Origin of the sequence: Streptomyces sp. NBC_01478 (assembly GCF_036227225.1) — a bacterium.
Taxonomy (GTDB): domain Bacteria; phylum Actinomycetota; class Actinomycetes; order Streptomycetales; family Streptomycetaceae; genus Streptomyces.
This window is the reverse complement of the sequence record NZ_CP109444.1, coordinates 939,786-963,671: the sequence shown is the minus strand read 5'-3', so window position 1 is coordinate 963,671 and position 23,886 is coordinate 939,786. Positions and strand designations below refer to the sequence as shown.

The 23,886-nt window shown below is 70.5% G+C and carries 25 protein-coding genes; 15 read left to right on the top strand and 10 right to left on the bottom strand.

Annotated features, from left to right (window positions below):
* Positions 1-161: 161 nt before the first annotated feature.
* Complete coding sequence (locus OG223_RS04270; protein WP_329242543.1) at positions 162-827, bottom strand: TetR/AcrR family transcriptional regulator; 666 nt, start codon at positions 825-827, stop codon at positions 162-164.
* A 111-nt stretch (positions 828-938) separates the two neighbouring features.
* On the opposite strand from OG223_RS04270, the gene OG223_RS04265 reads away from it, so the two are divergent.
* Together OG223_RS04265 and OG223_RS04260 are read left to right on the top strand one after the other, a co-directional pair.
* Entirely contained in the window at positions 939-1,784 is an 846-nt protein-coding gene (locus OG223_RS04265; protein ID WP_329242540.1) for a patatin-like phospholipase family protein, read from the top strand.
* A gap of 355 nt (positions 1,785-2,139) precedes the next feature.
* Positions 2,140-3,363: a cytochrome P450 family protein gene (locus OG223_RS04260; RefSeq protein ID WP_329242538.1), complete on the top strand. Its 1,224-nt coding sequence runs from the start codon at positions 2,140-2,142 to the stop codon at positions 3,361-3,363.
* Here the strand turns inward: OG223_RS04260 and OG223_RS04255 are convergent.
* Positions 3,360-4,019 carry a DUF402 domain-containing protein gene (locus OG223_RS04255; RefSeq protein WP_329242536.1) on the bottom strand — a complete coding sequence of 220 codons (660 nt, stop codon included), beginning with the start codon at positions 4,017-4,019 and terminating at the stop codon, positions 3,360-3,362. The two genes, OG223_RS04260 and OG223_RS04255, sit on opposite strands and share 4 nt — an antisense overlap.
* A gap of 25 nt (positions 4,020-4,044) precedes the next feature.
* The gene (locus tag OG223_RS04250) at positions 4,045-4,917 is read right to left on the bottom strand and encodes a helix-turn-helix domain-containing protein (RefSeq protein ID WP_329242533.1); all 873 of its coding nucleotides are present in this window, start codon (positions 4,915-4,917) and stop codon (positions 4,045-4,047) included.
* Between the two features lie 87 nt (positions 4,918-5,004).
* Between OG223_RS04250 and OG223_RS04245 the strand changes: the two genes are divergently transcribed.
* Genes OG223_RS04245 through OG223_RS04235 form a run of 3 tightly spaced genes read left to right on the top strand, consistent with a single transcriptional unit; the run spans position 5,005 to position 7,319 of the window.
* Complete coding sequence (locus tag OG223_RS04245; protein ID WP_329242530.1) at positions 5,005-5,601, top strand: non-oxidative hydroxyarylic acid decarboxylases subunit B; 597 nt, start codon at positions 5,005-5,007, stop codon at positions 5,599-5,601.
* Positions 5,602-5,631: 30 nt separating this feature from the next.
* A complete protein-coding gene (locus OG223_RS04240) occupies positions 5,632-7,056 on the top strand; it encodes a non-oxidative hydroxyarylic acid decarboxylases subunit C (protein WP_329242526.1) in 1,425 nt (474 codons plus the stop codon).
* 35 nt (positions 7,057-7,091) lie between these two features.
* The gene (locus OG223_RS04235) at positions 7,092-7,319 is read left to right on the top strand and encodes a non-oxidative hydroxyarylic acid decarboxylases subunit D (protein ID WP_329242523.1); all 228 of its coding nucleotides are present in this window, start codon (positions 7,092-7,094) and stop codon (positions 7,317-7,319) included.
* Between the two features lie 18 nt (positions 7,320-7,337).
* Here OG223_RS04235 and OG223_RS04230 read toward each other — a convergent pair whose 3' ends face one another.
* Entirely contained in the window at positions 7,338-7,718 is a 381-nt protein-coding gene (locus tag OG223_RS04230) for an ATP-binding protein (protein WP_329242520.1), read from the bottom strand.
* A gap of 336 nt (positions 7,719-8,054) precedes the next feature.
* Between OG223_RS04230 and OG223_RS04225 the strand changes: the two genes are divergently transcribed.
* From OG223_RS04225 to OG223_RS04210, 4 genes are all read left to right on the top strand, one after another.
* Complete coding sequence (locus OG223_RS04225; protein ID WP_329242518.1) at positions 8,055-9,152, top strand: PP2C family protein-serine/threonine phosphatase; 1,098 nt, start codon at positions 8,055-8,057, stop codon at positions 9,150-9,152.
* A gap of 74 nt (positions 9,153-9,226) precedes the next feature.
* Complete coding sequence (locus tag OG223_RS04220; protein WP_329242515.1) at positions 9,227-9,682, top strand: MarR family winged helix-turn-helix transcriptional regulator; 456 nt, start codon at positions 9,227-9,229, stop codon at positions 9,680-9,682.
* Between the two features lie 28 nt (positions 9,683-9,710).
* Positions 9,711-10,763, top strand: a complete 1,053-nt coding sequence (locus OG223_RS04215) for an Atu2307/SP_0267 family LLM class monooxygenase (RefSeq protein WP_329242512.1) — start codon at positions 9,711-9,713, stop codon at positions 10,761-10,763.
* Between the two features lie 61 nt (positions 10,764-10,824).
* Positions 10,825-11,787, top strand: coding sequence for a GNAT family N-acetyltransferase (locus OG223_RS04210; RefSeq protein WP_329242509.1), 963 nt, complete (start codon positions 10,825-10,827; stop codon positions 11,785-11,787).
* Positions 11,788-11,793: 6 nt separating this feature from the next.
* Here OG223_RS04210 and OG223_RS04205 read toward each other — a convergent pair whose 3' ends face one another.
* From OG223_RS04205 to OG223_RS04195, 3 genes are all read right to left on the bottom strand, one after another.
* Entirely contained in the window at positions 11,794-12,843 is a 1,050-nt protein-coding gene (locus tag OG223_RS04205; RefSeq protein ID WP_329242506.1) for a chitinase, read from the bottom strand.
* 142 nt (positions 12,844-12,985) lie between these two features.
* On the bottom strand, positions 12,986-14,155 hold the full coding sequence (locus OG223_RS04200; protein ID WP_329242504.1) for a permease: 1,170 nt from the start codon (positions 14,153-14,155) through the stop codon (positions 12,986-12,988).
* 109 nt (positions 14,156-14,264) lie between these two features.
* Positions 14,265-14,855: a DUF2218 domain-containing protein gene (locus OG223_RS04195; protein ID WP_329242501.1), complete on the bottom strand. Its 591-nt coding sequence runs from the start codon at positions 14,853-14,855 to the stop codon at positions 14,265-14,267.
* Between the two features lie 113 nt (positions 14,856-14,968).
* On the opposite strand from OG223_RS04195, the gene OG223_RS04190 reads away from it, so the two are divergent.
* The 6 genes from OG223_RS04190 (at position 14,969) to OG223_RS04165 (ending at position 19,383) form a co-directional block, all read left to right on the top strand.
* On the top strand, positions 14,969-15,547 hold the full coding sequence (locus tag OG223_RS04190; protein WP_329242499.1) for a TetR/AcrR family transcriptional regulator: 579 nt from the start codon (positions 14,969-14,971) through the stop codon (positions 15,545-15,547).
* Entirely contained in the window at positions 15,544-15,819 is a 276-nt protein-coding gene (locus OG223_RS04185; RefSeq protein WP_329242497.1) for a hypothetical protein, read from the top strand. The genes OG223_RS04190 and OG223_RS04185 overlap by 4 nt, the downstream gene beginning before the upstream one ends.
* Entirely contained in the window at positions 15,795-16,088 is a 294-nt protein-coding gene (locus OG223_RS04180) for a hypothetical protein (protein ID WP_329242494.1), read from the top strand. The genes OG223_RS04185 and OG223_RS04180 overlap by 25 nt, the downstream gene beginning before the upstream one ends.
* Positions 16,089-16,275: 187 nt before the next feature.
* Positions 16,276-17,406 carry an ABC transporter substrate-binding protein gene (locus OG223_RS04175; RefSeq protein WP_329242491.1) on the top strand — a complete coding sequence of 377 codons (1,131 nt, stop codon included), beginning with the start codon at positions 16,276-16,278 and terminating at the stop codon, positions 17,404-17,406.
* An 85-nt stretch (positions 17,407-17,491) separates the two neighbouring features.
* Positions 17,492-18,739, top strand: a complete 1,248-nt coding sequence (locus tag OG223_RS04170; protein WP_329242489.1) for a sensor histidine kinase — start codon at positions 17,492-17,494, stop codon at positions 18,737-18,739.
* On the top strand, positions 18,736-19,383 hold the full coding sequence (locus tag OG223_RS04165) for a response regulator transcription factor (protein ID WP_329242486.1): 648 nt from the start codon (positions 18,736-18,738) through the stop codon (positions 19,381-19,383). Before OG223_RS04170 ends, OG223_RS04165 begins: the two co-directional genes overlap by 4 nt.
* Here the strand turns inward: OG223_RS04165 and OG223_RS04160 are convergent.
* The 3 genes from OG223_RS04160 to OG223_RS04150 form a co-directional block, all read right to left on the bottom strand.
* Complete coding sequence (locus OG223_RS04160; protein WP_329242483.1) at positions 19,376-21,427, bottom strand: beta-galactosidase; 2,052 nt, start codon at positions 21,425-21,427, stop codon at positions 19,376-19,378. The genes OG223_RS04165 and OG223_RS04160 overlap by 8 nt on opposite strands.
* Positions 21,428-21,547: 120 nt before the next feature.
* On the bottom strand, positions 21,548-22,888 hold the full coding sequence (locus OG223_RS04155; protein WP_329242480.1) for an ABC transporter substrate-binding protein: 1,341 nt from the start codon (positions 22,886-22,888) through the stop codon (positions 21,548-21,550).
* Between the two features lie 45 nt (positions 22,889-22,933).
* Positions 22,934-23,884, bottom strand: a complete 951-nt coding sequence (locus OG223_RS04150) for a carbohydrate ABC transporter permease (protein ID WP_329242478.1) — start codon at positions 23,882-23,884, stop codon at positions 22,934-22,936.
* Positions 23,885-23,886 lie beyond the last annotated feature (2 nt).

The window sequence follows — 23,886 nt, the reverse complement described above, 5'->3', positions numbered from 1 at the left end:
GAGCGCGTGCAGCGTGTGCCACTCCGGCCCGCAGCGCTGTTGCCGCACCCGAGGCTCAACACCCTTGCCGGGCACGCCGATTCGAGGCGTGAGCCGACCGGGCGAACTGATTGCCGCTCACGTAGGGGTGCTACGCCGCAGCGCTCACCCCGTAGAGGGACTCAATTTCGCGGCCCGAGCCCCTGCAGCGCGTCGTTGAGCTGTGTCGCGGTGAGGGCGGGGGAGGGGAGCGGGCCGGTGGCGGGTGTGGCGCGCAGGCCGTCGAGGAGGAGGGCCAGGGGGCGGCGCCAGGCGTCGGGGCCTGCGGCCGAGGTGAGGGCGGGGACGGTACGGCCCAGTGCGGCGAGCGTGAACAGGACGTCCTCCGGGGTGACATCCGCACGGACCGTGCCCTGGTCGCGGCCCCGGCCCAGCAGCAGTTCCACGGTGCGGCGGTTGTGGGCGTGCACGGCCTGGAGCGACTCGACGCCGTCGAGGTGGGTGGTCATGAGGTCGTTCGTGCCGCGGTCGGCGGCCAGCCCCGCGAAGACGGTCTCCAGATAACCGGTCAGCCCCGTCCAGGCGTCGTCGACGGCACGCGCCTGCTCGCCCGCCGTCATCGTGCCGGTGAGCAGGTCGCGGAAAACCGCGTCGACCAGCGCGGCGCGGGTGGGGAAGTGCCGGTACAGCGTCGCGTTGCCGATGCCGGCGCGGCGGGCGATCACATCGATCGGCGCGTGCAGCCCCTGCTCGGTGAAGACGGCGTGGGCAGCCTCGATCAGCAGCTCCCGATTGCGCCGCGCATCACGGCGACGAGCAGGTGCCGGCACGTCGTTCGGGCCCGTCATCCGCGTCCTCTTCATCTTCCGAGCTGGTGGGGAGTGCTCCCCGGTAGTGATGCTATCGTCGATCCATCAAGTGGGGACCGGTCCCCATTTTGTTCGGAACGGGGGTGCGTCATGCGTGGCACGGCACTGGTCCTGGGCGGCGGTGGGCCCGTCGGCGGGGCGTGGCTGACGGGGGTGCTCGCCGGGCTCTCGGAGGCCGGCGTCGACCTCGACCGGGCCGACGTGATTATCGGCACCTCAGCGGGCGCGATCTTCGGCGCGCGGCTCGCGGCAGGCGAGGCGGCGCGGGAGATGTACGAACGTCAGGTGACCCGCGCCGACAAGGTGGAGCTGCGGGTCACCAAGGCCCAGACGATCCGCTTCCTGTGGGCGGCGCTGGGATCCCGCGATCCACAGCGCTCGGTACGACGGCTCGGCCGGGCCGCCCTCCGCGCACGCACCGGACCCGAGTCCGAACTCCTCGACGCGGTAGGGGTGTTGCTGCGCGGCGCACGGGACTGGCCGGGCCGAGCCCTGCGGATCGCAGCCGTGGACGCCGTGACGGGGACCCTGGAGACGTTCGACGCCGACTCGAAACTCCCGCTCCTCGAAGCGGTCGCCGCGAGCTGCGCCGTCCCTCTCGTCTCGCCGCCCGTCACGGCCGCGGGCCGACGCTGGATCGACGGCGGCAGCCGCACGACCGCCAACCTTCACCTGGCCGCCGGCCACCGCCACATCCTGGCCGTCGCACCGATACCGACCGCGGTCGGCCCACACCCCGGCGCCCCGCAACAGGCGGCCCAACTCGCCGCCCAGGGAGCCGAGATCACCCTCCTGACCCCCGACCGCGCGGCCCGAAAGGCGATGGGCCGCGACCTGACCGCCGACCCCCGCCGCCCGGCCGCCGCCCGAGCCGGTTACGCCCAGGGGACGGCGCTCGCGCCCGCGGTGCCTGCCGTATGGCGCGGCGGCGGGTGACCGTCCGACCCGGAGCGTCCGGTGACTCTGGGAAGGAGTGCCGTGCCGGCACCCGTCCCGCGGGGCTTGGTCTCCGACGGCCATGGCCCGACCGCCAACGCCCGGTGGCCGCCCGAGCCGACCACGCCCAGGCGGCGGCTCCCGCGCCCACGGTGCCTGCCGTATGGCGCGACGGCGGGTGACCGTCCGACCCGGAGCGTCCGGTGACTGTGCAAAGGAGTGCCGTGCCCGTACCCGTCCCGCGGGGCTTGGTCTCCGACGGCCATGACCCGACCGCCAACACCCGGTGGCCGCCCGAGCCGACCATGCCCAGGCGGCAGCTCCCGCGCACCCGGTGACCATCGAAAGGAAAGCCGTGTCGGTACCCACCCTGCAAGATCTGGCCCCCGGCGGTCATGACCTGGCCGCCGATCCCCACCTCGTCTACGCGGCCCTGCGCGAGCGGGGTCCCGTGCACCGTGTCCTGGTGCCGGGGAGTGGTGAGAGCTGGCTGGTCGTCGGCCGGGACGCGGCACGTGCCGCGCTGACCGACCCTCGTCTGCGCAACGACATCCGCCACTCCTCCACCTGGCAGGACGACGGCGGCCACGCCCTCGGCCGCAACATGCTGCAGACCGACCCGCCGGACCACACCCGGCTACGGCGGCTGGTCGCGGGCCACTTCACGCCCGCGCGGATCGCCGCCCTCCGCCCGCGCATCGTGGAGATCGCCGGCGATCTGCTCGCCGAACTGCCGGAGCACGGAACGGTGGACCTGGTGAGCCGGTACGCCCTGCCGCTGCCCGTCACGGTGATCTGCGACCTGTTCGGGGTGCCCGCCGTCGACCGTACGGTGTTCCACGCCTGGTCGAACGAACTCGTCATGCCCGCCTCGCCCGAAGCGGGCGCCTCGGCCGCCGCCGCGCTCGGCGGCTACCTGGCCGAGTTGATCCACCGCAAGCGCGGCACCGGAGCGACCGACCTGCTCGGCGACCTGGTCGCCGCGGCCCGCGAACCCGCCACCGAGTCGCCCCTCACCTCCGAGGAACTCCTCGGAATGGCCTTCCTCCTCCTCGTCGCCGGTCACGAGACGACCGTCAACCTGATCTCCGCGACCGTCCATGCCCTGCTCACCCACCCCGACCAGCTCGAACTGCTGCGCTCCGAGCCGGAGTTGGCCGGTGCCGCCGTGGAGGAGTCGCTGCGTTACCACTCGCCCGTCCACGCCACCGCGTTCCGCTTCGCGGCCGAGTCCCTGGACCTCGCCGGTACCCGCATACCGGCCGGCGACGCGGTGCAGATCTCCCTGGCAGCGGCCTCCCGCGATCCCCGGCACTTCCCCGAACCCGACCGCTTCCACGTTCGGCGTCGGGGCCCCGGACACCTCGCCTTCGGCCACGGCCTCCACCACTGCCTGGGCGCACCCCTGGCCCGCACCGAGGCCGCCATCGCCGTACGCCTCCTGCTGCACCACTGCCCCGACCTCGCACTCGCCACCGACCCCGCGACACTGACGTGGCGAACGAGCACGCTGCTGCGGGGCTTGAGCGAACTGCCGGTGCGCTTCGGGAAGTCAGGAGAGCCGGGTGGCGCCGGCTAGTCCAAGGCCAGTACACCGGCGGGCAGTCGGGGGTCCGGCCAGTGAGGTTCGGGGCGCCAGTTCCGCAGCCCCCGGTCGACGGCGAACGGCCCGACGGCCTCCCCGATCATCGCGACCGCCTCCTCGCGAGCCCTTCCCACCGCCCGATGGTCGTTCTCGCTCACCACCCCCAACCGGCGGCCGTGGGCGTACTCGTCCTCGTCCTTCCACTCCCACCGCGACAGATCGGGCGCGACCACCAGGTCCAGCAACAAATCGAAGGTGTCGAAGCCGATGGGCGTACGGCGCATCGGACGCTGGAAGTTGACGTACCAGTGCGCGAGTTGGCCCTCGCCCGTGGCGTCGAAGAACGCGTTGACGCTGAACCACGTGTCGGGCGGGACCCATTGGAGATGGGCCGTACTCCGCCAAGTCCACTGTCCGAGCTGCCAGTTGCCGCGGGCCAGGTTCGGCAGGGCGCGTAGGCGGGCGGTCTCGTCGCCCATGCGCAGCCACTCGATCCAGGTCGTCGGGACCAGCGACTCCGCGCCCGGCCGGCACCCCACGACCAGCGCCTCGGCGGTGTCCTCGACGACCCGCAACGCATGCGCACTCCACACCTTCCGCCGGAACACATCACGTCGTACGGCGGTCCCGCCCGGCTGGAACTCCCGCATACGCACCTCCGGTCGCTCGGCTGACTCATCTCTGCCCGCGCGCCACCGCCCGGAACTCCAGCGGTGTACGCCCGTCCCGCTTGCGGAAGAACTTCGCGAAGTCGGTCGGCTCGCCGAAACCGAGGGTGCGGGAGACGTCCGCCGCCGTCGCGTCGGTGTGGACGAGGAGGCGCTTGGCCTCCAGGAGGATCCGGGCGTCGAGGTACTGCTTGGCGGTCGTGCCGGTCGCCGCGAGGGTCGCGCGGGTGAGGGTGCGCGGGCTGTAGCCGAGGGCGGCGGCGTAGTCGGCCACCTGGTGGCTGGTGCGGAAGTCGCGTTCTACGGCGGCGCTGTAGCGGCGGAACGTGTCGTCGGCCGGGGCGGAGGACACCGGGTCCGGGCGGACGTGCGAGAGGCGCAGCAGCAGGACGGAGAGGAGCATGCGGAGGGTCTGGAGGTGGGCGTCGAGGGGGAGTGAGGTCAAGTCGGCGTATTCGTGGGAGAGGTGACGGAGCGTCAAGTCCGCTGCCCGGGCGTGGGGTTGTGCCGGGTGCAGCGGTGACTGGTCGTACGGGGGCTCGGCCAGGACGAAACCGGGCTGCCAGATGACGATCGTGCCCCGGGTCGTCGTGAGATCGTCGGGGACGTACTGGTGCACCTGCCCGGGCCGCACCCACAGCCAGCCGCCCGCCTCGACCGCGCAGTCCGTGAAGTCGACCCGGTGGCGCAGCGTGCCCGCGGTGACATGGATCAGGTGATGGAAGTCCGGCCGCTGCGGCGCCGACAGATCGATGCCCCGGCGCGCACCCCGGGCCAGCAGCTCGGTGAAGTCCAGGACGTCCATGCCGATCGGTGCGCTCAGCGACGGACGGTACGACACATCGGTGATCTCAAGCTGACGCTGACCGTTTTTTCCCATGGTGAGTCCCGAGCCTACCCTTGCCGGGCACCGAACCGCTCCTACGGTCGAAAGCGCAGAGACCGGACTGGGCAAGGAGCTGGCGACATGCGACTGATCGTGGGGATGACCGGAGCGACCGGAGCCGTCCTCGGTGTCCGGCTGCTGGAGCAGCTCGCCGAACTGCCCGAGGTGGAGACCCATCTCGTCCTCAGCCGCTGGGCCCGGACCACTCTTGAGCTGGAGACGGGCCGCACCGCTCGCGAGGTCGCCGAGCTGGCCGACGTGGTCCACGGCCCGGAGGACCAGGGGGCCACCATCGCCTCCGGGTCGTTCCGCACCGACGGGATGGTGATCGTGCCCTGCTCGATGAAGACCCTGGCCGGCATCCGCACCGGCTACGCCGACGGACTGATCGGCCGGGCCGCGGACGTCGTCCTCAAGGAGCGCCGCCCGCTGGTCCTCGTGCCGCGCGAGACCCCGCTGAGCGAGATCCATCTGGAGAACATGCTCGACCTCGCGCGCAAGGGCGTACGGATCGTGCCGCCGATGCCCGCCTTCTACAACCACCCCGCCTCGGTCGACGACATCGTCACCCACATCACCTCCCGCGTCCTCGACCAGCTCGACCTGCCCGCCCCCGCCGCCAGGCGCTGGGACGGCATGCGGACCGCCCGCGACGCACGCGTCCACCCCGCCGCCTGAGACGACAGTCCCCTCCCGTACGGAGCCCTCATGCCCTACGACGACCTGCGCAGCTTCCTGGACACCCTGGACAAGGAGAGCCAACTGCTGCGGATCACCGAACAGGTCCTCCCCGAACCGGACTTGGCCGCCGCCGCCAACGCGGCCGGCCGCATCGGCGAAGGCGCCCCCGCCCTCTACTTCGACAACGTCAAGGGCTTCACGGACGCCCGCATCGCGATGAACGTCCACGGTTCCTGGCGCAACCACGCCCTCGCCCTCGGACTGCCCCCGGACACCTCCGTGCGCGAGCAGGTCGAGGAGCTCGCCCGCCGCTGGGACGCCTTCCCGGTCGTACCCGAGCGCCGCGAGGACGCGCCCTGGCGGGAGAACACCCAACTCGGCCCCGACATCGACCTGTTCAAGGTCCTCCCGCTGTTCCGGCTCAACGACGGCGACGGCGGCTTCTACCTGGACAAGGCCGCCGTGGTCTCCCGCGACCCGCGCGACCCGGACCACTTCGGCAAGCAGAACGTCGGCACGTACCGCATCGAGGTCATCGGCCGCGACCGCCTCGCCTTCCAGCCGGTCCCCATGCACGACGTGGCCCAACACCTGCACGCCGCCGAGGAGTCGGGCGAGGACCTCCCCATCGCGATCACCCTCGGCAACGACCCTGTCATCACGATCGTCGCCGGCATGCCGATGGGCTACGACCAGTCCGAGTACGAGATGGCAGGCGCCCTGCGCGGAGCCCCCGCCCCCATCGCCACCGCACCGCTCACCGGCTTCGACGTCCCCTGGGGTTCCGAGGTCGTCATCGAGGGCGTGGTCGAGAGCCGCAAGCGCCAAATAGAGGGCCCCTTCGGCGAGTTCACCGGCCACTACTCCGGCGGACGCCGGATGCCGACGATCCGCGTCGACCGGGTCTCGTATCGCACCGACCCCATCTTCGAGTCCCTCTACCTCGGTATGCCGTGGACCGAGGTCGACTACCTGGTCGGCCCCAACACCTGCGTCCCCCTCCTCAAGCAGCTCCGCGCGGAGTTCCCCGAAGTGCAGGCGGTCAACGCCATGTACACCCACGGCCTCGCGGTGATCGTCTCGACGAAGAAGCGCTACGGCGGTTTCGCGAAGGCGGTCGGCATGCGCGCGATGACCACACCGCACGGCCTCGGCTACGTCACGCAGGTGATCGTCGTGGACGAGGACGTCGACCCCTTCGACCTGCCCCAGGTGATGTGGGCGATGTCCGCGAAGGTGAACCCCCAGGACGACGTGATCATCGTCCCCAACCTGTCGGTCATGGCGCTGGCGCCGGCGGCCGACACCTCTGGAATCACCAGCAAGATGATCATCGACGCCACGACCCCGGTCGCACCGGACGACCGGGGCCACTTCGACACCCCGGTACGGGACCTGCCCGAGACCCCCGAGTGGACCGAGCGGCTGCGCGCCCTCATCGCCGCCCGCTGACCCGGTCCATGAACCACCGTCAGGAGCCACCCGCCATGATCTGCCCCCGCTGCGCACACGACACGGTCGACACCGTGACCACCTCACCGGTCCCCGGCGTATGGGACGTACTCCAATGCGTCCGCTGCCTCTACATGTGGCGCACCACCGAACCCGACCGCCGCACCCGGCGCGAGGCGTACCCCGTCGAGTTCCGGATGACCCCGGCCGACATCGAGACCGCGCCGGAGGTGCCCGTCGTACCGCCGCTGCTCGTCGGCTGAACCGGCCGCCGGCCGAGGTCAGATGGCCAGGATCGCGCGCACCCGCTTGCCGCCCCCGGTCAGCGGGGTGACGTCCAGGCGGTGGGCCAGGCAGCGGACCATGGCCAGACCGCGTCCGCTCTCGCCCTCGGCCGTCAGCGGCCGTACGCGCGGCGGGGTCGGACTGGCGTCGTAGACCTCCACCGTGACGCGCTCGTCGGACAGTTGGAGGCGCAGCCGGCACTCGCCGCGGCCGTGCTCGGTCGCGTTGGCGACGAGTTCGGACACGATGAGCGTCGCGTCGTCGATCTGCTCCGCGTCCACCCGGGCCATCCGAGGGCGGGAGCGCGCGAGGAACTCCGAGGTCAGCCTGCGTGCCTGACCCGCCGACGCGGCCTCGTCCGGCAGCAGGTACTCCACGCGTACAGAACGCCTATGGGTACGCCGATGCGTACGCATGGCGGATCACTTCCCCTCCTAGGACAACCCGGTATCCCCGCGGCGGCGCCGCACCGGGGCCTCCGCACGTCGTGCGCGGCCGGTCCTCCACAGTTCACTTGCCCGGAGTCGGTGATCGGCAACCAGGCGGAGGCAGTTGGTTGTCGTCGATCGGGAAATGTCCGCTCTCGGCCTCAATTGGGTAAAGGGCCGGGCACACTGGGGGGATGGCCTGGCAACCTTGCCATGTCCAAAGGTGGGGGAGGGGCCCCTGCGGAAGGCGGCTCCCACAAGCCGTGACGCCCCTTGGAGTGGACCATGGCCGCAGCGAAGCCACAGCGCAGTCTCTCCGTGCTGACCTGGCTGCCCGCCGCGGTGATGGCGGTGGTCGCCGTCGGCGACCTCGTCACCGGCCCCGGCCTCGGATTCCTGCCCCTGGCCTCCCTCGGTCCGGCCTTCGCCGGACTGGTCGGAAGCTGGCGCCGCACCGCGTGGTTCGGCGCGGCCGCCCTCGCGCTGTGCGTCGGACTCGGCCTCTACGACGGCCTGTTCCAGGAACGCAGAGGGTTCCTGGCGATGGTGTCGGTGGTGGGCGTGACCGGCGCGGGCATCGCCGCCGCCGTGATGCGCGGCCGGCGCGAGGCCGAACTCGCCAACGTGCGATCCATCGCGGAGGTCGCGCAGCGCGTGCTGCTGCGGCCGGTGCCCCTGACCGCGGGCCCGTTGCAGGCGGCCGTCTCGTACACGTCGGCCGTCGCGGAAGCACGCATCGGCGGTGACCTCTACGAGGTGGTCGCCTCCCCGCACGGCGTGCGGGTGATCGTCGGCGATGTGCAGGGCAAGGGGCTGGCCGCGGTCGAGACGGCCGCCGTGGTGCTCGGCGCGTTCCGCGAGGCCGCGCACGACGAACCCGACCTGGTCGGACTCGGCGAGCGCCTGGAGCGCAGCGTCTCCCGTGTGCTGTCCGACGAGAAGTTCGTGACCGCCGTCCTCGCCGAGATCGGCACGGACCACGAGGTGCTCCTCCTCAACTACGGCCACCCGCCCCCGATGGTCGTACGCCGCAACGGCACCGCCGACTTCCCCACGCCGCCCGCCTACGCCCCGCCCCTCGGCCTGGGCGGTGCCCAGGGCAGCGAGAGTCCGAAACCGTTCCCGGTGCGCTTCGCCCCCGGCGAGCAACTGCTGCTGTACACCGACGGCGTCACCGAGGCCCGCGACGACCACGGCACCTTCTATCCGCTGGGCGAACGGGCCCACCTGCTGAAGGAACCCGACGCGCAGAGCGCGCTGGACTCCCTGCGCGAGGACCTGGTCCGCCACACGGCGGGCCCGCTCCACGACGACGCCGCGATGCTCCTGCTGCGCTACCACGGTCACGCGACCACCACCGGAGAGACGTCGACCGGCAGGTGAGCCCCGGCGGTCCGTACCGGTGCGCCCGCCGCTCGGGCCACTTGCTTGTTTCGTCAATCAAGTAAACTGGTGGCATGACCACGCCCGAACAGCCGCCGCGACCCATGAGCGCGCCCGAGGAAGAGCTGGTGCGCGAACTTGCCCGGGTCATGCTCGTGCTGCCCCGGGCCGTCGACGCCGACATGATGCGGGAGCAGCGCCTGCCGCTGTCCGAGTACACGACCCTCATGCATCTGTCCGAGGCCGCGGACCGGCGGATGCGCATGAGCGAGCTGGCCTCCGTCTGCAACCTCTCGCTCAGCGGCATGACCCGCATCGTGACCCGCCTGGAGACGCAGGGCCTGGTCGGACGGGAACGCTGCGCGGAGGACGCCCGCGGCTGGAACGCCGTCCTCACCGACCAGGGCCTCGCCCGCCTCCAGGAGGCCTGGCCCGCCCACCTCTCCAGCGTCCGGCGCCACGTCCTCGACCACGTCGACGCCGCCGACCTGACCCGGCTCCTCGGCGTGATCCGCCAGATAGCCACCTGAGCCACCGAGCAGACCCAAGGAGTACGAGATGACCACCCCGACCACCCCCTTCGGCATCACGCTCGGCCTGGACACCTTCGGTGACGTCACGAACGACGCCGAGGGCGCGCCGCTGACCCACGGCCAGGCCATCCGCCGCCTCGTCGAGGAGGGCGTCCTCGCCGACCAGGTCGGCGTCGACCACTTCGGCATCGGCGAGCACCACACCGAGGCGATGCCGCTGTCGGCGGCCGACGTCGTCCTCGCGGCCATCGCCGCGCGCACCTCGGCCATCCACCTCAGCTCGGCCGTCACCGTGATCAGCTCCGACGACCCGGTCCGCGTCTACCAGCGCTACGCCACCCTCGACGCCGTCTCCGCGGGCCGCGCCGAAGTGATCCTCGGCAGAGGGTCGAGCACCGAGTCCTTCCCGCTCTTCGGCTACGACCTGGACGACTACGAGGCGCTGTTCGAGGAGAAGGTCGCCCTCTTCGCCGAACTGCTCAAGGAGAAGCCCGTCACCTGGTCCGGCACCACCCGTGCCGCCCTCGACGGACTCTCCGTCTACCCGCACAGCGAGACGGGCTCGATCCCCACCTGGATCGGCGTCGGCGGCAGCCCTCAGTCGGTGATCCGCACCGCCCGGTACGGGTTCTCCCTGATGCTGGCGATCATCGGCGGGGACATAGCCCGCTTCGCCCCGTTCTCCGAGCTGTACCGACGGGCGCTCGCCGAGTTCGGCCACCCCGCGCGGCCCATCGGCGTGCACGCGCCCGGCCATGTCGCCGCCACCGACGAACAGGCGGTGGAGGAGTTCGTGCCGGCCTTCCAGGAGCTGATCCGCAGCGTGGCGCGGGACCGCGGCTTCCGCACCCCGACCCGCGAGAGCCTCATGCGGGACGTCGGCCCCGGCGGCGCCCTGCACGTCGGATCACCCGAGACGGTGGCCCGCAAGATCGCCGCCACCCTCAAGACCCTCGACGCGACCCGCTTCAACCTGAAGTACGGGATCACCGGGATGCCCCACGACACCCTCATGACCAACATCGAGCTGTACGGCACGAAGGTGGCGCCCCTGGTGCGCGAGCTGATGGCGGACTGAACGTTCGGGGACCCGGAAACTCTGTTGCGGGCCGGGGGACGGTCACCCGACAGTGGGTCCCATGACCGCTCCCACCTCGGCGCCGCCCGGCCTGAGCGTCCGTCCGGCGACCCCGGACGACGCGTCGGCGGTGTGCGCGCTGCTCAACGAGATCGACGTCCTGGAGATCGGCCGCGCGGACACCGAACTGGCCGAGATCCAGGCAGACTTGAAGCATCCCGAGGTGGACCTGGAGCGCGACTCCTGGCTGCTCTTCGAGGGTGCCCGCCTGATCGGGTACGGCCTTCTGTGGGACGACTCGGGCGGCGAGCGGATCGACGTCGACCACTACATCGTGCCCGGCCGACTGCCGGGCGCCCTGCACCTGTTCGACCTGATGGAGACCCGGGCGGCGGAGCGCGCCGCCGCCAATGGCGCGTCCCGAGCGGTGGTGCACCTGCACCTCACCCTCGCGCCCACCATGGACGTGGACGCGCTGCGCGGCCGAGGCTGGCAGCAGGTCCGCCGCTACAACGTGATGACCCGTCAACTGTCGTCCACGGCCGACCCGTTGCCACCCTCCCCGCCCGGCGTGACCCTGCGCCCCTGCCTGGAGGAAGCGGACCGCCGACGCGCCCACGCCCTGCTCCAGGAGTCCATGACCGAGCACTTCGACTTCCAGTACCGCACCTACGCGCAGTGGCTGGACGACATCGACGCCGAGCGGGTCGACTGGTCCCTGATCTGGCTCGCCCATGTCGACGGCCTCGGGGACGCCGGGCTGCTGCGCACCCACAACGACCGCGCCACCATGGCCTGGATCGGCAACCTCGCCGTCCTGCGCCAGGCCCGCGGCCGGGGCCTGGGCAGCCACCTCCTGCGCCACGGCTTCGGCCACTACGCGGCGCTGGGCCGCGACCGCATCGGCCTGGGCGTGGACACCGACAACACCAGCAACGCGCTCGCGCTGTACGAACGGCACGACATGACCCTCGACTACGGCGTCGACACCTGGGAGTTGATCCTCCCCGTCACCTCCGGATGACCTCCGTCACCTCCGGGTGAACGACGTGAAGGTGTGGCTGAAGTACCAGGTGTCCTGGGCGATCCCGGAGCAGTTGTTGGCACCGCCGGTGCCCACGCAGCCGCCGTTGTCGCGCTGAAGGGCCCAGAACGAGAGCGTGTTGATGCCCCGGGCGACGGCCCACTTCTTCACGGTGACCGCGTTCTGCGTGGTGAAGGTCTCCGCCGGACCGAAGTCGTCGATGCCGGGCATCTCGGTGACGCCGATCCTCTTCCACAGCTTCGCCGGGTTCGTCTTCGGGTAGAGCGCGGCGAGCTGGGCGTGCAGGCCGGTCGCGGCGGTCTTGGTGTCCTCCGCCATGTCGTGGGTGGCGTTGTCGTAGTAGTCGAACGTCATGATGTTCACGACGTCCACGCGCGCGCCGTTGTCGACCGCGTTCTGCAGCAGGGCCACGCCGTTGGGCGCGAGACCGGTGGTGGTGGTCGGCAGCGTGTAGGAGAACTCCACGCTGCGGCCGGTGCGTTGGGCCCAGCGCTGCACCTTCGCGATCGCCTTGTTGCGGCGGTCGATGCCGGCGGTGTTGTTGATGGAGTCGGCCTCGATGTCGAGGTCGATCCGGCTCACGCCGTAGGTCGTGACCAGGCTCTCGTAGACCTTGGCGATGGCGTCGACATCGGTGCAACTGTCGGCCAGTTCGGTGTTGGTGGTGTCCGCGCTGTAGCCGCCGAAGGACGGGATGACGTTGCCGCCGCGGGCCTGGATCGTGGCGATGTCCTGGCCGAAGGTGGACCTGTCGATCGGCTGGGCGGGCAGGCCGTTCCAGTACGCCGTGCACGAACCGGCCGCCTCGGTCTGCAGGAAGGCCATCGTGAGGTACTTGTTGCCGGAGGCCGCGGCGAGCGCGGCCGGGCTCTCACCGGTCCACGCCTCGAAGTACGGCGCCGCCACATGGTCCGGCATGGGCCGCGCGCGATGATCCGCGCTCGCGGCACCCCCGCCGAGAGCAACCAGCCCCGTGGACAAGGCGGTTACGGCCGCGCAGGACATCGACGCGCGAAGAAGCCCGGGTCGTCTCATTGACACTCCATGCTGAAAGGAGAGAAGCCGCCCCTGACCGGGACGAACAGCGACCATATTTGGACTAGACCAATCGTCTGTCAAGGTTCTTTACAGTGAACTGAACATGCCGGTGAGGGAACTCGGTGCGGGGCGCCGCGGGCTAGTGATGGTGTTCGTGCTCGTGGTCCGGCTCGTCCCGGTCCGGTGAACCGCCCATCATCCGCAGCATCGCCGGTCCGCCGCTGCGCAGGAACCGTACGACCAGACTCGCGGCCAGCAGCAGGAAGACGATGTTGAGCCAGGTCGTGTAGTTCCAGGTGATCCCGTCGTCGGGGATCTTGGCGTCGGCCTGGTCGGGGATCAACCCCAGCCCGCCGAAGGCGAATTCCACGATGTAGCCGGCGACGGCCATCGCGGCGAAGAAGGTCACCAGCAGGAAGCCGGCCGTCCGGGCGCCGTAGTACTTCCGGTAGATGTTCAGGATCGGCAGGATCAGCAGGTCGGCGTAGATGAAGGCGATCACCCCGCCGAAGCTGATGCCGCCCTTCCACAGCACCACCGCGAGCGGCACGTTGCCGATCGAGCAGACGAAGGTGGCGATGGCCACCAGCGGCCCGACGAGCGGTCCGACCAGCTTCGCGGCGAGGGGGTGGTCCGCGAGGAAGAACGTGTGCCAGAAGCTGTCCGGCACCCAGGCGGCGATCGCGCCCGCGATCAGCAGTCCGGCCACCAGATCGCGCAGGATCGCGGCCCACTCCATCACGAAGATGTGTGCGACGGACGTGAACCCGTCCCGCGAGAACAGCCGGCGGACGAAGCTCCCTTGGCCCCCGATCGACATGTCCATCGCCGCATGCCCCTCCATGGAACCGGCCACCCCGCGCTCGGCCTGCTCCTGCGCCTGGTCCAGCAGCCGCTGCCGCAGGAAGAGCCGGAACAGCACGGCGAGTACGACGATCATGATCGGCCCGCCGACGAACTCCGCGGCGGTGAACTGCCAGCCCATCAACAGGGCCAGGATCACGCCGAGTTCGACGACCAGGTTGGTGGAGGCGATCTCGAAGGCCATGGCCGCCGTGAAGTTCGCGCCCTTGCGGAACAGGGAGCGGGCGAGCGCGACCGCCGCGTACGAACAGGAGGACGAGGCGGCCCCGAGCCCGGCGGCCATCGCCAGCGTCCGCGGCCGGTCGTCACCGAGCAGCCGTACGACCGTCGACCGACGCACCACCGCCTGCACGACGGCGGAGAGCGTGAATCCGAGGATCAGTGCCCAGGTCACCTCCCACGTCATCGACCCGGCAATGGACAACGCGTGCCCGATCGCTTCCATGAACCCGCCCCTCTCTGGTGTGTACCTGGCAGGACTATACCCCTAGGGGGTATCAATGGGGCGTGGCGGGGCCTGCCGGGTGCGGCCCGTCCGGTGGGGCCCGTGCGGCCTATCCGATACGGCTCCTGTGGCGATGCAGCGCCAGGCCGCCCACCAGAGCCGCCTTCGCCACGACGACCGTCACCAGGAACCCCACGACCCAACCGGTCCACGGCGTGTGGGCCAGGGCGGTTCCGCCGAGCGCGAGATGCAGGGCTACGGCGACGGCCGCCACGCCGATGACGATGAACCTGGTCCGGCCGCCGTGCCGTTGGCGCGGTGGAACTGTCGCTTCGCCGGGCGCGTCCACGGACGTCCCGGACGGCTGCCACTCCACCCGCAACGGATCGCGCCTGCTGAACCTGCCGATGTGCGTGCTGACGAGCTCCTGCAGTCGCTCCAGGTTCTCGCGGTCGTCGGCTTCGACGCGTACCCGCAGCGTGCCGGGAACGGCCTGCAGGGTGCACTGCCCCCACGGCAGCCGCAGCGTCCCGTCGCTGTCCGTCCACTCGACCTGGATCTGGTCGGGCCCAAGATCCGGGAGCGTGTGGGTGCGCGGCCGATGGCTCAGGTGGCGGCCCTTGTTGTCGAAGTGCTTGCAGAGTTGCGCGAGGTAGCGGCCGGGGCGGTCGGTGGCGATATGTGCTTCGGCGGTGAGCATGGGTTCGGTTCCTCGGTTCGGTCGGGCCCGGGGTGGGGCTGAAAGCTTTATCGATACACGGTGTCGCTGTCAATGCGTACTGTCTCGATGGCGGCGAGGCGTATGCTGAGGCCGTGCCGAAGCTCTGGAACGAGACCATCGAGGAGCACCGTCGCGCCGTACGCGACACGGTGTTGGAGACCACGGCGGTGCTGGTGACCGAGCGGGGGCTGCGCGCGGTGACGATGTCGAAGATCGCCGAGGAGAGCGGGATCGGCCGGGCCACGCTGTACAAGTACTTCCCGGACGTCGAGTCGATCATGACGGCGTGGCACGAGCAGCAGATCGCCGGGCACCTCCGCGAACTCGCCGAACTCCGGGACGGCGCGGGCAGCGCGGGTGAGCGGCTGGGAGCGGTACTGGAGGCGTACGCCTTCATTCAGCAGCGACGTCACGGCCATGGACCCGAACTCGGCGCGCTGCTGCACCAGGGCGCCCACGTCGTCGGCGCCGAGCAGCACCTCCACCGCCTCCTCCGCGACCTCCTGGCCGAGGGCGCACAGGCCGGCGACATCCGCGACGACGTCTCCCCGGACGAACTCGCGACCTATTGCCTGCACGCCCTCGCCGCGGCGGGCGTCCTGCCGTCGAAAGCCGCGGTACGACGACTCGTGTCGGTCACGGTGACGGGGCTGCGCCCGGCGGTGGGATGACGGGACACCCGGGTTTCGACGTGCGGTTGGCGCGGTTGGCGAGTCATCGGCAACTGGACGTCGTCGACCTGTCCCGCTCAGCGGGCATCCCGCAACACGAACTCCGGGCGGTGTTCGACGGGGCGGTGCCCGGCCCGTCGCTGCTGCGGAGGCTCGCGCCCGCGTTGCGCCTGCACGTCGCGGATGTGTTCGTGATCGCGGAGGTGGTGGTGCCGGACGATCTGGCTCCCCTGGAGGAGAAGGCGGGATGGCCCGGACGTTTCTCTGCCTGACGGGCCGGTACCGGGCCGCGTCCACGTACGGGGCGGTGGGCAACGGCCGCAAGGAACTCACCCCCGACCCGCTGATCGACTTCGCGACAGTATGGGGAATCCCCGCCGACACCCTGTCCGTCCTCACCGGCGTCGACCTCCCCGAAGCCACCCCACCGTCTGACCCGGCGGCGGCCGACGTGGCCGGACTGCTCTGGGAGGCCCGGCGCCTGACCCTCGATCAGATACGGCGAGTCGGCGACACGGCGAGGGCCATGCCGCGCGCATGACGGAAGGCGAGCGGCGGAAGACCGTTCAACCGATCGGTTGAACGCGAGTTCAACCTCTTGCGCACCCCTCGCTCCGTACGGACGACGCGAACGGCCCCTGGGCGGCTGAAGAATCACGAATGACCATGGCGCCGGGCTTTCGTTTGTGCGGCCCATGGCCTCACCCCCATCAGAGAGGCCCCACAGCGTGTCCAGCTTCCTCAGCAGACGACGTGTACTTGCCGGCGGAGCCGGTGCCGCCCTCGGGACTAGCGTGCTCGGTGCCACGGCCACGACCGCCGCCGCTGCCCCGTCCCGCCGGTCCTCGCGGGAGGAGACCAGGACGATCGACGATCTGTACCGGGCCGCCCTCGCGGACGGCGGCAAGCTCGTGATCTACGCCGGGGGTGACACACCGACCCAGCAGGACGCCACCAAGGCGGCCTTCAAGAAGCGTTTCCCCGACATCGATCTGACGCTGATCGTCGACTACAGCAAGTACCACGACGTGCGCGTGGACAACCAGTTCGCGACCGACACCCTGGTACCCGACGTCGTACAGCTCCAGACCTTGCAGGACTTCACACGCTGGAAGGAGCAGGGCCGCCTGCTGCCGTACCGGCCGGCCGGGTTCTCGAAGGTCTACGACAAGTTCAAGGATCCCCAGGGCACTTGGGTCGCCATCGGCGCGATCGGCTTCAGCTTCCTGTACGACGTCGCCGCGGTGGGTTCCGATGCTCCCAGGACTCCGCTCGATCTGATCGACCCCAAGTGGAAGGGGAGGATCGCCTCGTCCTACCCGCACGACGACGACGCGTCCCTCTACCTCTACACGCTGTACGCGCAGCGGTACGGCTGGGAGTGGGTCGCCGCGCTCGCCGGACAGGACGTGCGGTTCGCCCGGGGCAGCAACACCCCGGGCGACGCGGTCCGCGCCGGGCAGAAGGCGATCGGTGTCGGCTCGTCGGGCTCGCTGGTCTCCTCGTCTCCCGTGAAGTGGGTCGTCCCCGACGGCCATCCCTTCATGGCCTGGGGCCAGCGCGCCGCGATCCTCAAGCAGGCCAAGAACCCTACGGCCGCCAAGCTCTACCTCAACTGGCAACTGTCCGACGCCCAGCAGGGGGCGTCCTTCAACGGCTGGTCCGTGCGGACCGACACCACGCTCCCGACGGGCCTGAAGCCGATCTGGGAGTACCCGAACGCGAACATCGACGGCTTCCCCCGCTTCATGGCCGACCGTGCGGCGGTCGAGCGCTGGAAGCAGACCTTCGCCCTCTACTTCGGCGAGGTGAAGGGCGATCCCTCGCCGGGCTGGCTGGGGCTGCACCCGGGGGCGTGACGGACCCCACTGTTCACACTGTTCATACAGGTGGTCGATAGACTCGGGAGCCCTGTCCGGATCTTTCGTCCCAAGGGGATCTGCCGTGTCCGCACGTGCTCCGCTGACCGCTCACGGCAGCCGGCCCACCCTGGAACACGTGTCCCATCTCGCGTTCTTCCTCGTCGTCGGGGCGGGCTTCGTCCGGCTCGCCGTGCTCGACATCCCGTTGTGCTGGTACATCGTGAGCGTCAGCGGAGCGCTGGCGCTGGTGTACGCGGCCGGGCTGACGTGGTGGGACCGGCTCGGGCCGCTCGGCAGGCGCGCGTGGGTCCCCGTACTGGTTCTGCTGTGGACCGCTCTGACCTTCCTCACCCCGGCACCGCTGACAACCGCCTATGTGTGGTGCGCCGTTCCGCTCGCCTGCGTCGCCCTGCGGGTGCTCGGCCGGCGGGCCGCCGTGGTGACCGTGGCCGTGATCACCGTCGTCCTCGTCGGGGCGCTGGTGCGGTCCACGGGCCGGTTCGACCCCGAGGTCGCGCTGGTGCCCGTCGCGGCGGTGTGGGCGACCGTCGCCCTCTACCGGACCCAGCAGCGGGACGCGGCCGTCCGCCAGCGGCTCGTGGAGGAACTGCGGGACACCCGGGACACCCTCGCCGAGCAACAGCGGCAGGCCGGCGTGCTCGCGGAGCGCACCCGCATCGCCCGCGACCTGCACGACACCCTGGCCCAGGAACTCGCGGGCAGCGTCATGATGCTGCAGGTCGCCGAGCGCGACTGGGACGAGCGGCCGGACGTGGCACGCACCCGGGTCCGAGCCGTGACCGACGGACTCGGCGCGAATCTGGCGGAGACCCGGAGGATCATCCGCGACCTCACTCCCGCCGCCGTCGCCGAGGCGGGCCTGGAGGACGCACTGCGACTGCTGTGCGCCCGGTCGCGGACGGAGGGCGCCGGAGCCAGGGTCCGGTTCCGCACGGTGGGCGCGGACCGGCCGGTACTCGACGACCACACGGCCACCACCCTCTTCCGCGTCGCCCAGAGCACGCTGGCGAACGTCCGCGAACACGCCCGCGCGGGAACCGTGTCGGTCACCTACCGACGGCACCGGGACCGGGTGGAACTCGAAGTGAGCGACGACGGGCTGGGCTTCGACCCCGCCGCGGCCCTCGCGGCCGGTGCCCGCGCGGACCGCGGCTTCGGACTGCCCGCCGCCCGGGCGCGATTGCGCGAGTGCGGCGGCGACCTCGACGTGAGCAGCGTGCCGGGCCGGGGGACCAGGGTCCGCGCCACGGTGGCCGCCCGGCCCCTGAGCCGACCGGTCGCCCCCCTCACCGCGGCGAGCACCGCATGACCACCGGACCGCTCCGCCTCCTGGTCGCGGACGACCACACCGTCGTACGGGCCGGACTGCGCGCCCTGCTCGACGGCGAACCGGACATCGACGTGATCGCCGAGGCCGGCAGCGGCGAGGAAGCCGTACGCCTGGCCGCGCAGTTGACGCCCGACGTCGCGCTGATGGATCTGCGGTTCGCCGGGCCGGGGAGCGGGATCGACGGCGTCGAGGCCGTCCGCCGGCTCGCCGTGCGGGCGCCGGGCGTGGCGGTGGTCATGCTGACCAGCTATGCCGGACGAGCCGATGTCGTACGGGCGTTGGAGGCGGGCGCCCGTGGCTATGTGCTGAAGGCGGGACCGCCGGAGGAACTGTTCCAGGCGGTCCGTACGGCCGCCGCCGGCTCGGTCGGGCTGGCGGCGGACGTCGTCGGCGAACTCGTCGGCCAAGTGGTCGACCCCGCCCAGGAGTTGACCCACCGCGAGGTCGAGGTCGTCCGGCTGATGGCCGAGGGCCACAGCAACCGGGCCATCGCCGAGGCGTTGTTCCTCAGCGAGGCCACGGTCAAGACCCATCTCGTGCGGATCTACCGCAAGTTCAAGGTCGACAACCGGGCGGCGGCCGTGTCGGAGGCCGTCCGCCGCGGGCTGCTCGAACTCACCTGACGGGCTGCCGTACGACGGCGACCTCTCGGGGCGAGAGGACGGGGAAGCCGTCCTCACCCGCGCTGCCGACCAGCAGTTCCCCGGACAGTCCGGTCAACGGCACCGTCCTGTCGGTGCGGTTGACCAGGAACAGGTAGCGGCTGTCGGTGTTGCGGCGCACGGTCAGTTCGACATCTCCCCTGACGGCGTCCGGGAGTTCACTGCCGACACCGGCGGGCGCGAGCAACTCCGGGAGCAGCGAGGCGAGTCCGTCACGGCCCAGTCGCGTGGAGACGTACGCCGCCGAACCCCCGCCCACCGTACGGCGGGTGACGGCCGGGCGCCCGGCGTACGTGCCGCTGCGGTAGTGGGCAAGCACCTCCACCTCGGAGTCCGTCACCGCGATCCGGTCGGTCCACAGGGAGCCCGTGGCGGCGCCGTCGAGGTCCAGCTCGACCGTGTCGCCGTCGAGCAGCGGGCCGAACTCCTCGATGCGGATGCCCAGCAGATCGCGCAGGGCGCCCGGGTAGCCGCCGAGCCAGATGTGGTCGTTCTCGTCGACGACACCGGAGAAGTACGTGGAGACCAGGTGACCGCCCTGCTCGACGTACCGCGTGAGCTCCTTGGACAGGGCTGCCGGGATCATGTGCAGCACCGGCGTGATCACCACGTCGTAGCGGTCGAGGGCGGTCTGCGCGGTGACGATGTCGGCCCGGACGCCGAGGTCGAGGAGGGCGGAGTACCAGTCCAGCGCCTCCTGGCGGTAGTCGAGCCGGTCGGTGGGGTGCGAGTCCTGCTCGCTGGCCCACCAGGACTCCCAGTCGAAGACGATGCCGACCCGGGCCGTCTCCCGGTCCGTGCCCGCGACGGGGGCCAACGTCCGCAGGGTGCGGCCGAGTTCGGCCACCGCGCGGAAGACCTCGCTGTCCTCGCCGGCGTGCGGGACCATCGCGGAGTGGTACTTCTCGGCGCCGGCCGCCGACTGACGCCACTGGAAGTAGCAGACGGCGTCGGCGCCGTGCGCGACGTGCAGCAGGGAGTCGCGGGCCAGGTCGCCGGGCCGCTTGGCCACGTTGACCGGCTGCCAGTTGACGGCGCTGGTGGAGTGCTCCATCAGGAACCACGGCTTGCCGGCGGAGATGCCGCTGACGAGGTTCGCGGAGAAGGACAGCTCGTCGCGGTCCTGCGAACCGGGCAGGACGTAGTGGTCGTTGGAGACGAAGTCGATCTCGGCGGCCCAGTCCGCGTAGTTCATGCCCTTGGTGTTGCCCATCACCATGAAGTTGGTGGTGACCGGAACACTGGGCGTGATCTCGCGCAACAGGTCGCGCTCCGCGCGCAGATGGTCCTTGAGCGCGTCCGAGGAGAAGCGCTTGAAGTCGAGTTGCTGGGTGGGGTTCGGGAAGGACGCGGCCAGCCTGGGAGGCAGTATCTGCTCCCAGTCGCTGTACCGCTGGGACCAGAAGGCCGTGCCCCAGGCCTGGTTGAGCGTGTCGACCGTGGTGTAGCGGGCGCGCAGCCAGTCGCGGAAGGCGCGGGCCGCGTCGTCGGAGTAGTCGTAGACGTTGTGGCAGCCGAGCTCGTTGGAGACGTGCCAGGCGACCAGCGCCGGGTGGTCCGCGTAGCGTTCGGCCAACTTCCTTACCAGGCGCAGCGCGTGCTCGCGGAAGACGGGCGAGGTGGGACGCCAGTGCTGGCGGCCGCCCGGCCACAGGGTCTCGCCGGCGGCGGTCACCGGGAGGATCTCCGGGTGCTCCGTGCTCAGCCACGGCGGCGGCGACGCGGTGGCGGTGGCCAGGTCGACGCCGATGCCGCCCGCGTGCAGCAGGTCCATGATCTCGTCGAGCCAGCCGAAGTCCCACTCGTCCCGGGCCGGTTGGATGCGGGCCCAGGAGAAGATCCCCACGGAGACGATGTTGACGCCGGCCTCGCGCATCAGCCGGATGTCCTCGTCCCACACCTCGCGCGGCCACTGCTCCGGGTTGTAGTCGGCGCCGTAGGCGAGACGGGGGGTGGCGGCACCGTCCGGCCCGTGCCGCAACTGGGACAGGAGGGTGGAGATCATGATGGTCCTTCCGGTTACTGCACAGGTGCTGCGAGATGCGGGGTGGATTCCGGGCGGCCGCCGCCGAGCGCGTGCTGCTCGGCGGCGGCTCCGGGGGAGGTGCCGGTTACTTCGAGCGGGTCACTTGTTGACCGTGAAGCCCTGCTCGTTGCCGTACTTGACGGAGGCGTCCTGCCAGCTCTTCAGACCCTGAGCCAGCGTGGTGCCCGAGATGTAGGCCTTGCCGACGGTGTCGTTGAAGATCGAGTTGGCGTATTGCTGGAAGGGCAGGTACGACCAGTCGGAAGCGACCTCGGCCGCGGACTCGGCGAAGATCTTGTTGGCCTGCTGGCCGCCGAAGTACGGGAACGCCTTGTTCTGGAACGCCGCGGACTGCTGCTCGGCCTTGGTCGCCGGGAAGGCGCCCTGGTCGACACGGGTCTGGACACCGGCGCCGGCGTTGGCGTACTCGACGAACGCGTAGGCGAGTTCCTTGTTCTTGCCGAGCGTCGGCAGGGCGAGGGACGAACCGCCGTTCTCCGCGCTGGCCTTGCCGCCCGCGGTCCACTGCGGCATCGGGGCCGCGCGCCAGTCACCGGAGGCGCCGGCGACACCGCTGACGAAGTTGGCGGGCATCCAGGCGCCGGTGGTCAGGGTGGCGATGGTGCCGTCACCGAGACCCTTGTACCAGTCGTCGGTCCAGCCGTTGATCGGCGAGAGGAGCTTCTCGTCGATGAGCTTCTGCCAGGTCTCCGTGTACTTCTTGGCGCCCGCGTCCTCGAAGTTGACCGTCACCTTGGTGCCGTCGACCTTGTAGGGGCGCGAACCGGCCTGCCACAGCATGCTGGTGGTGAAGCCCGCGTCACCGGCGTCGTTGGCGATGTACGCCTTCGGGTCGGCCTTGTGCAGCTTCTGGGCCGCGACGACGTACTCGTCCCACGTGGTCGGGACGGCGATCTTGTACTTGTCGAAGACCTTCTTGTTGTAGAACATCGCCATCGGGCCCGAGTCCATCGGCAGGCCGTAGACCTTGTCGCCGTCGCTCACCGCGTTCCACGGACCGGCCGTGTACTTGGAGGCCAGCTTGTCGGCGCCGTACGGCGTCAGGTTGGTGAGGCCCTTGGTGAGGGAGTACTGGCTCAGCGCGAAGTACTCGACCTGGGCGACGTCCGGGACGCCCTTGCCGGCCGCGATCGCGTTCGACAGCGCGGTGTAGTGCTTGTCACCGGAGCGGTCGCTGACCAGGTTGATCTTGACCTTCGGGTACTTCTTCTCGAAGTCGGCGGCGACCGTCTTCAGCGTGGGCTCCCAGGCCCAGACGGTGACCGAGCCGCCCTTCTTGAGGGCCGCCTGGATGTCCGAGGCGGAGACCGCCTTGGTGCTGGAGCTGTCGTCGTCCGAGCTGCCGCACGCCGTCGCCCCCAGGGAGAGGACGGAGAGGACGGCGAGGCCGCGCAGCAGGCGGCTGGTGGTTCTGCGCATGGAGGTGCTTCCACTTCTTCGTGGGTGGGACTTCTTGAGGGTGGGTTATTCCTTGACGCTTCCGGCGGCGAGTCCGGACTGCCAGTACTTCTGCAGCAGCAGGAACGCGGCGATCAGCGGCACGATGGTGAGCAGCGAACCCGTGATCACCAGGTTGAAGATGACGTCACCACCGATCGTCTGGGCCTGGGAGTTCCAGGCGTCCAGGCCCAGGGTCAGGGGGTACCAGTCCGGGTTCTTGATCATGATCAGCGGAAGGAAGTAGTTGTTCCAGGTGGCGACCGTGGTGAACAGCAGCACGGTCACGACACCGGGGGCGAGCAGTGGCAGGGAGACCTGGAAGAAGGTGCGGATCTCGCCCGCCCCGTCGATCCGGGCGGCCTCCAGCAGTTCGACGGGGATGGCCTCGGTGGCGAACACCCACATCAGGTACAGGCCGAACGGCGAGACCAGCGAGGGGATGATCACCGCCCACGGGGTGTCCGTCAGGCCCATCTTGCTGAACATCAGGAAGGTCGGCACCGCGAGGGCCGTGCCCGGGACGGCGACCGCACCGATGACCACCGCGAAGATGCCGCGCTTGCCGGGGAAGTTGAACTTCGCCAGCGCGTAACCGCCGAGGATCGACAGGAAGGTGGCACCGCCGGCGCCGAGCACGACGTACAGCAGGGTGTTCAGCAGCCAGCGGACGAAGATGCCGTCGTGGTAGGTGAACGTGTCGTGGATGTTCGACCAGAGGGCGAAGTGCTTGGCGAACCACAGGCCGTTGGAGTCGGCGAGTCCCGCCTGGGTCTTGGTCGCGTTGATGACCAGCCACAGCAGCGGCACCACCGTGTAGACCAGGATCAGACCGGTGAGCACGGTCAGCAGGATGCTGCGCTTGGGGCGCCCGGGGGAGTGCTTCTTGCGGGGTGTGCGCAGCCGGGGCGCGCCCTTGTGACCTCCGCCGGACGGCGCGGGCGCGGAAGGGGAGGCGGTGGTGACGGGGGTGCTCATGG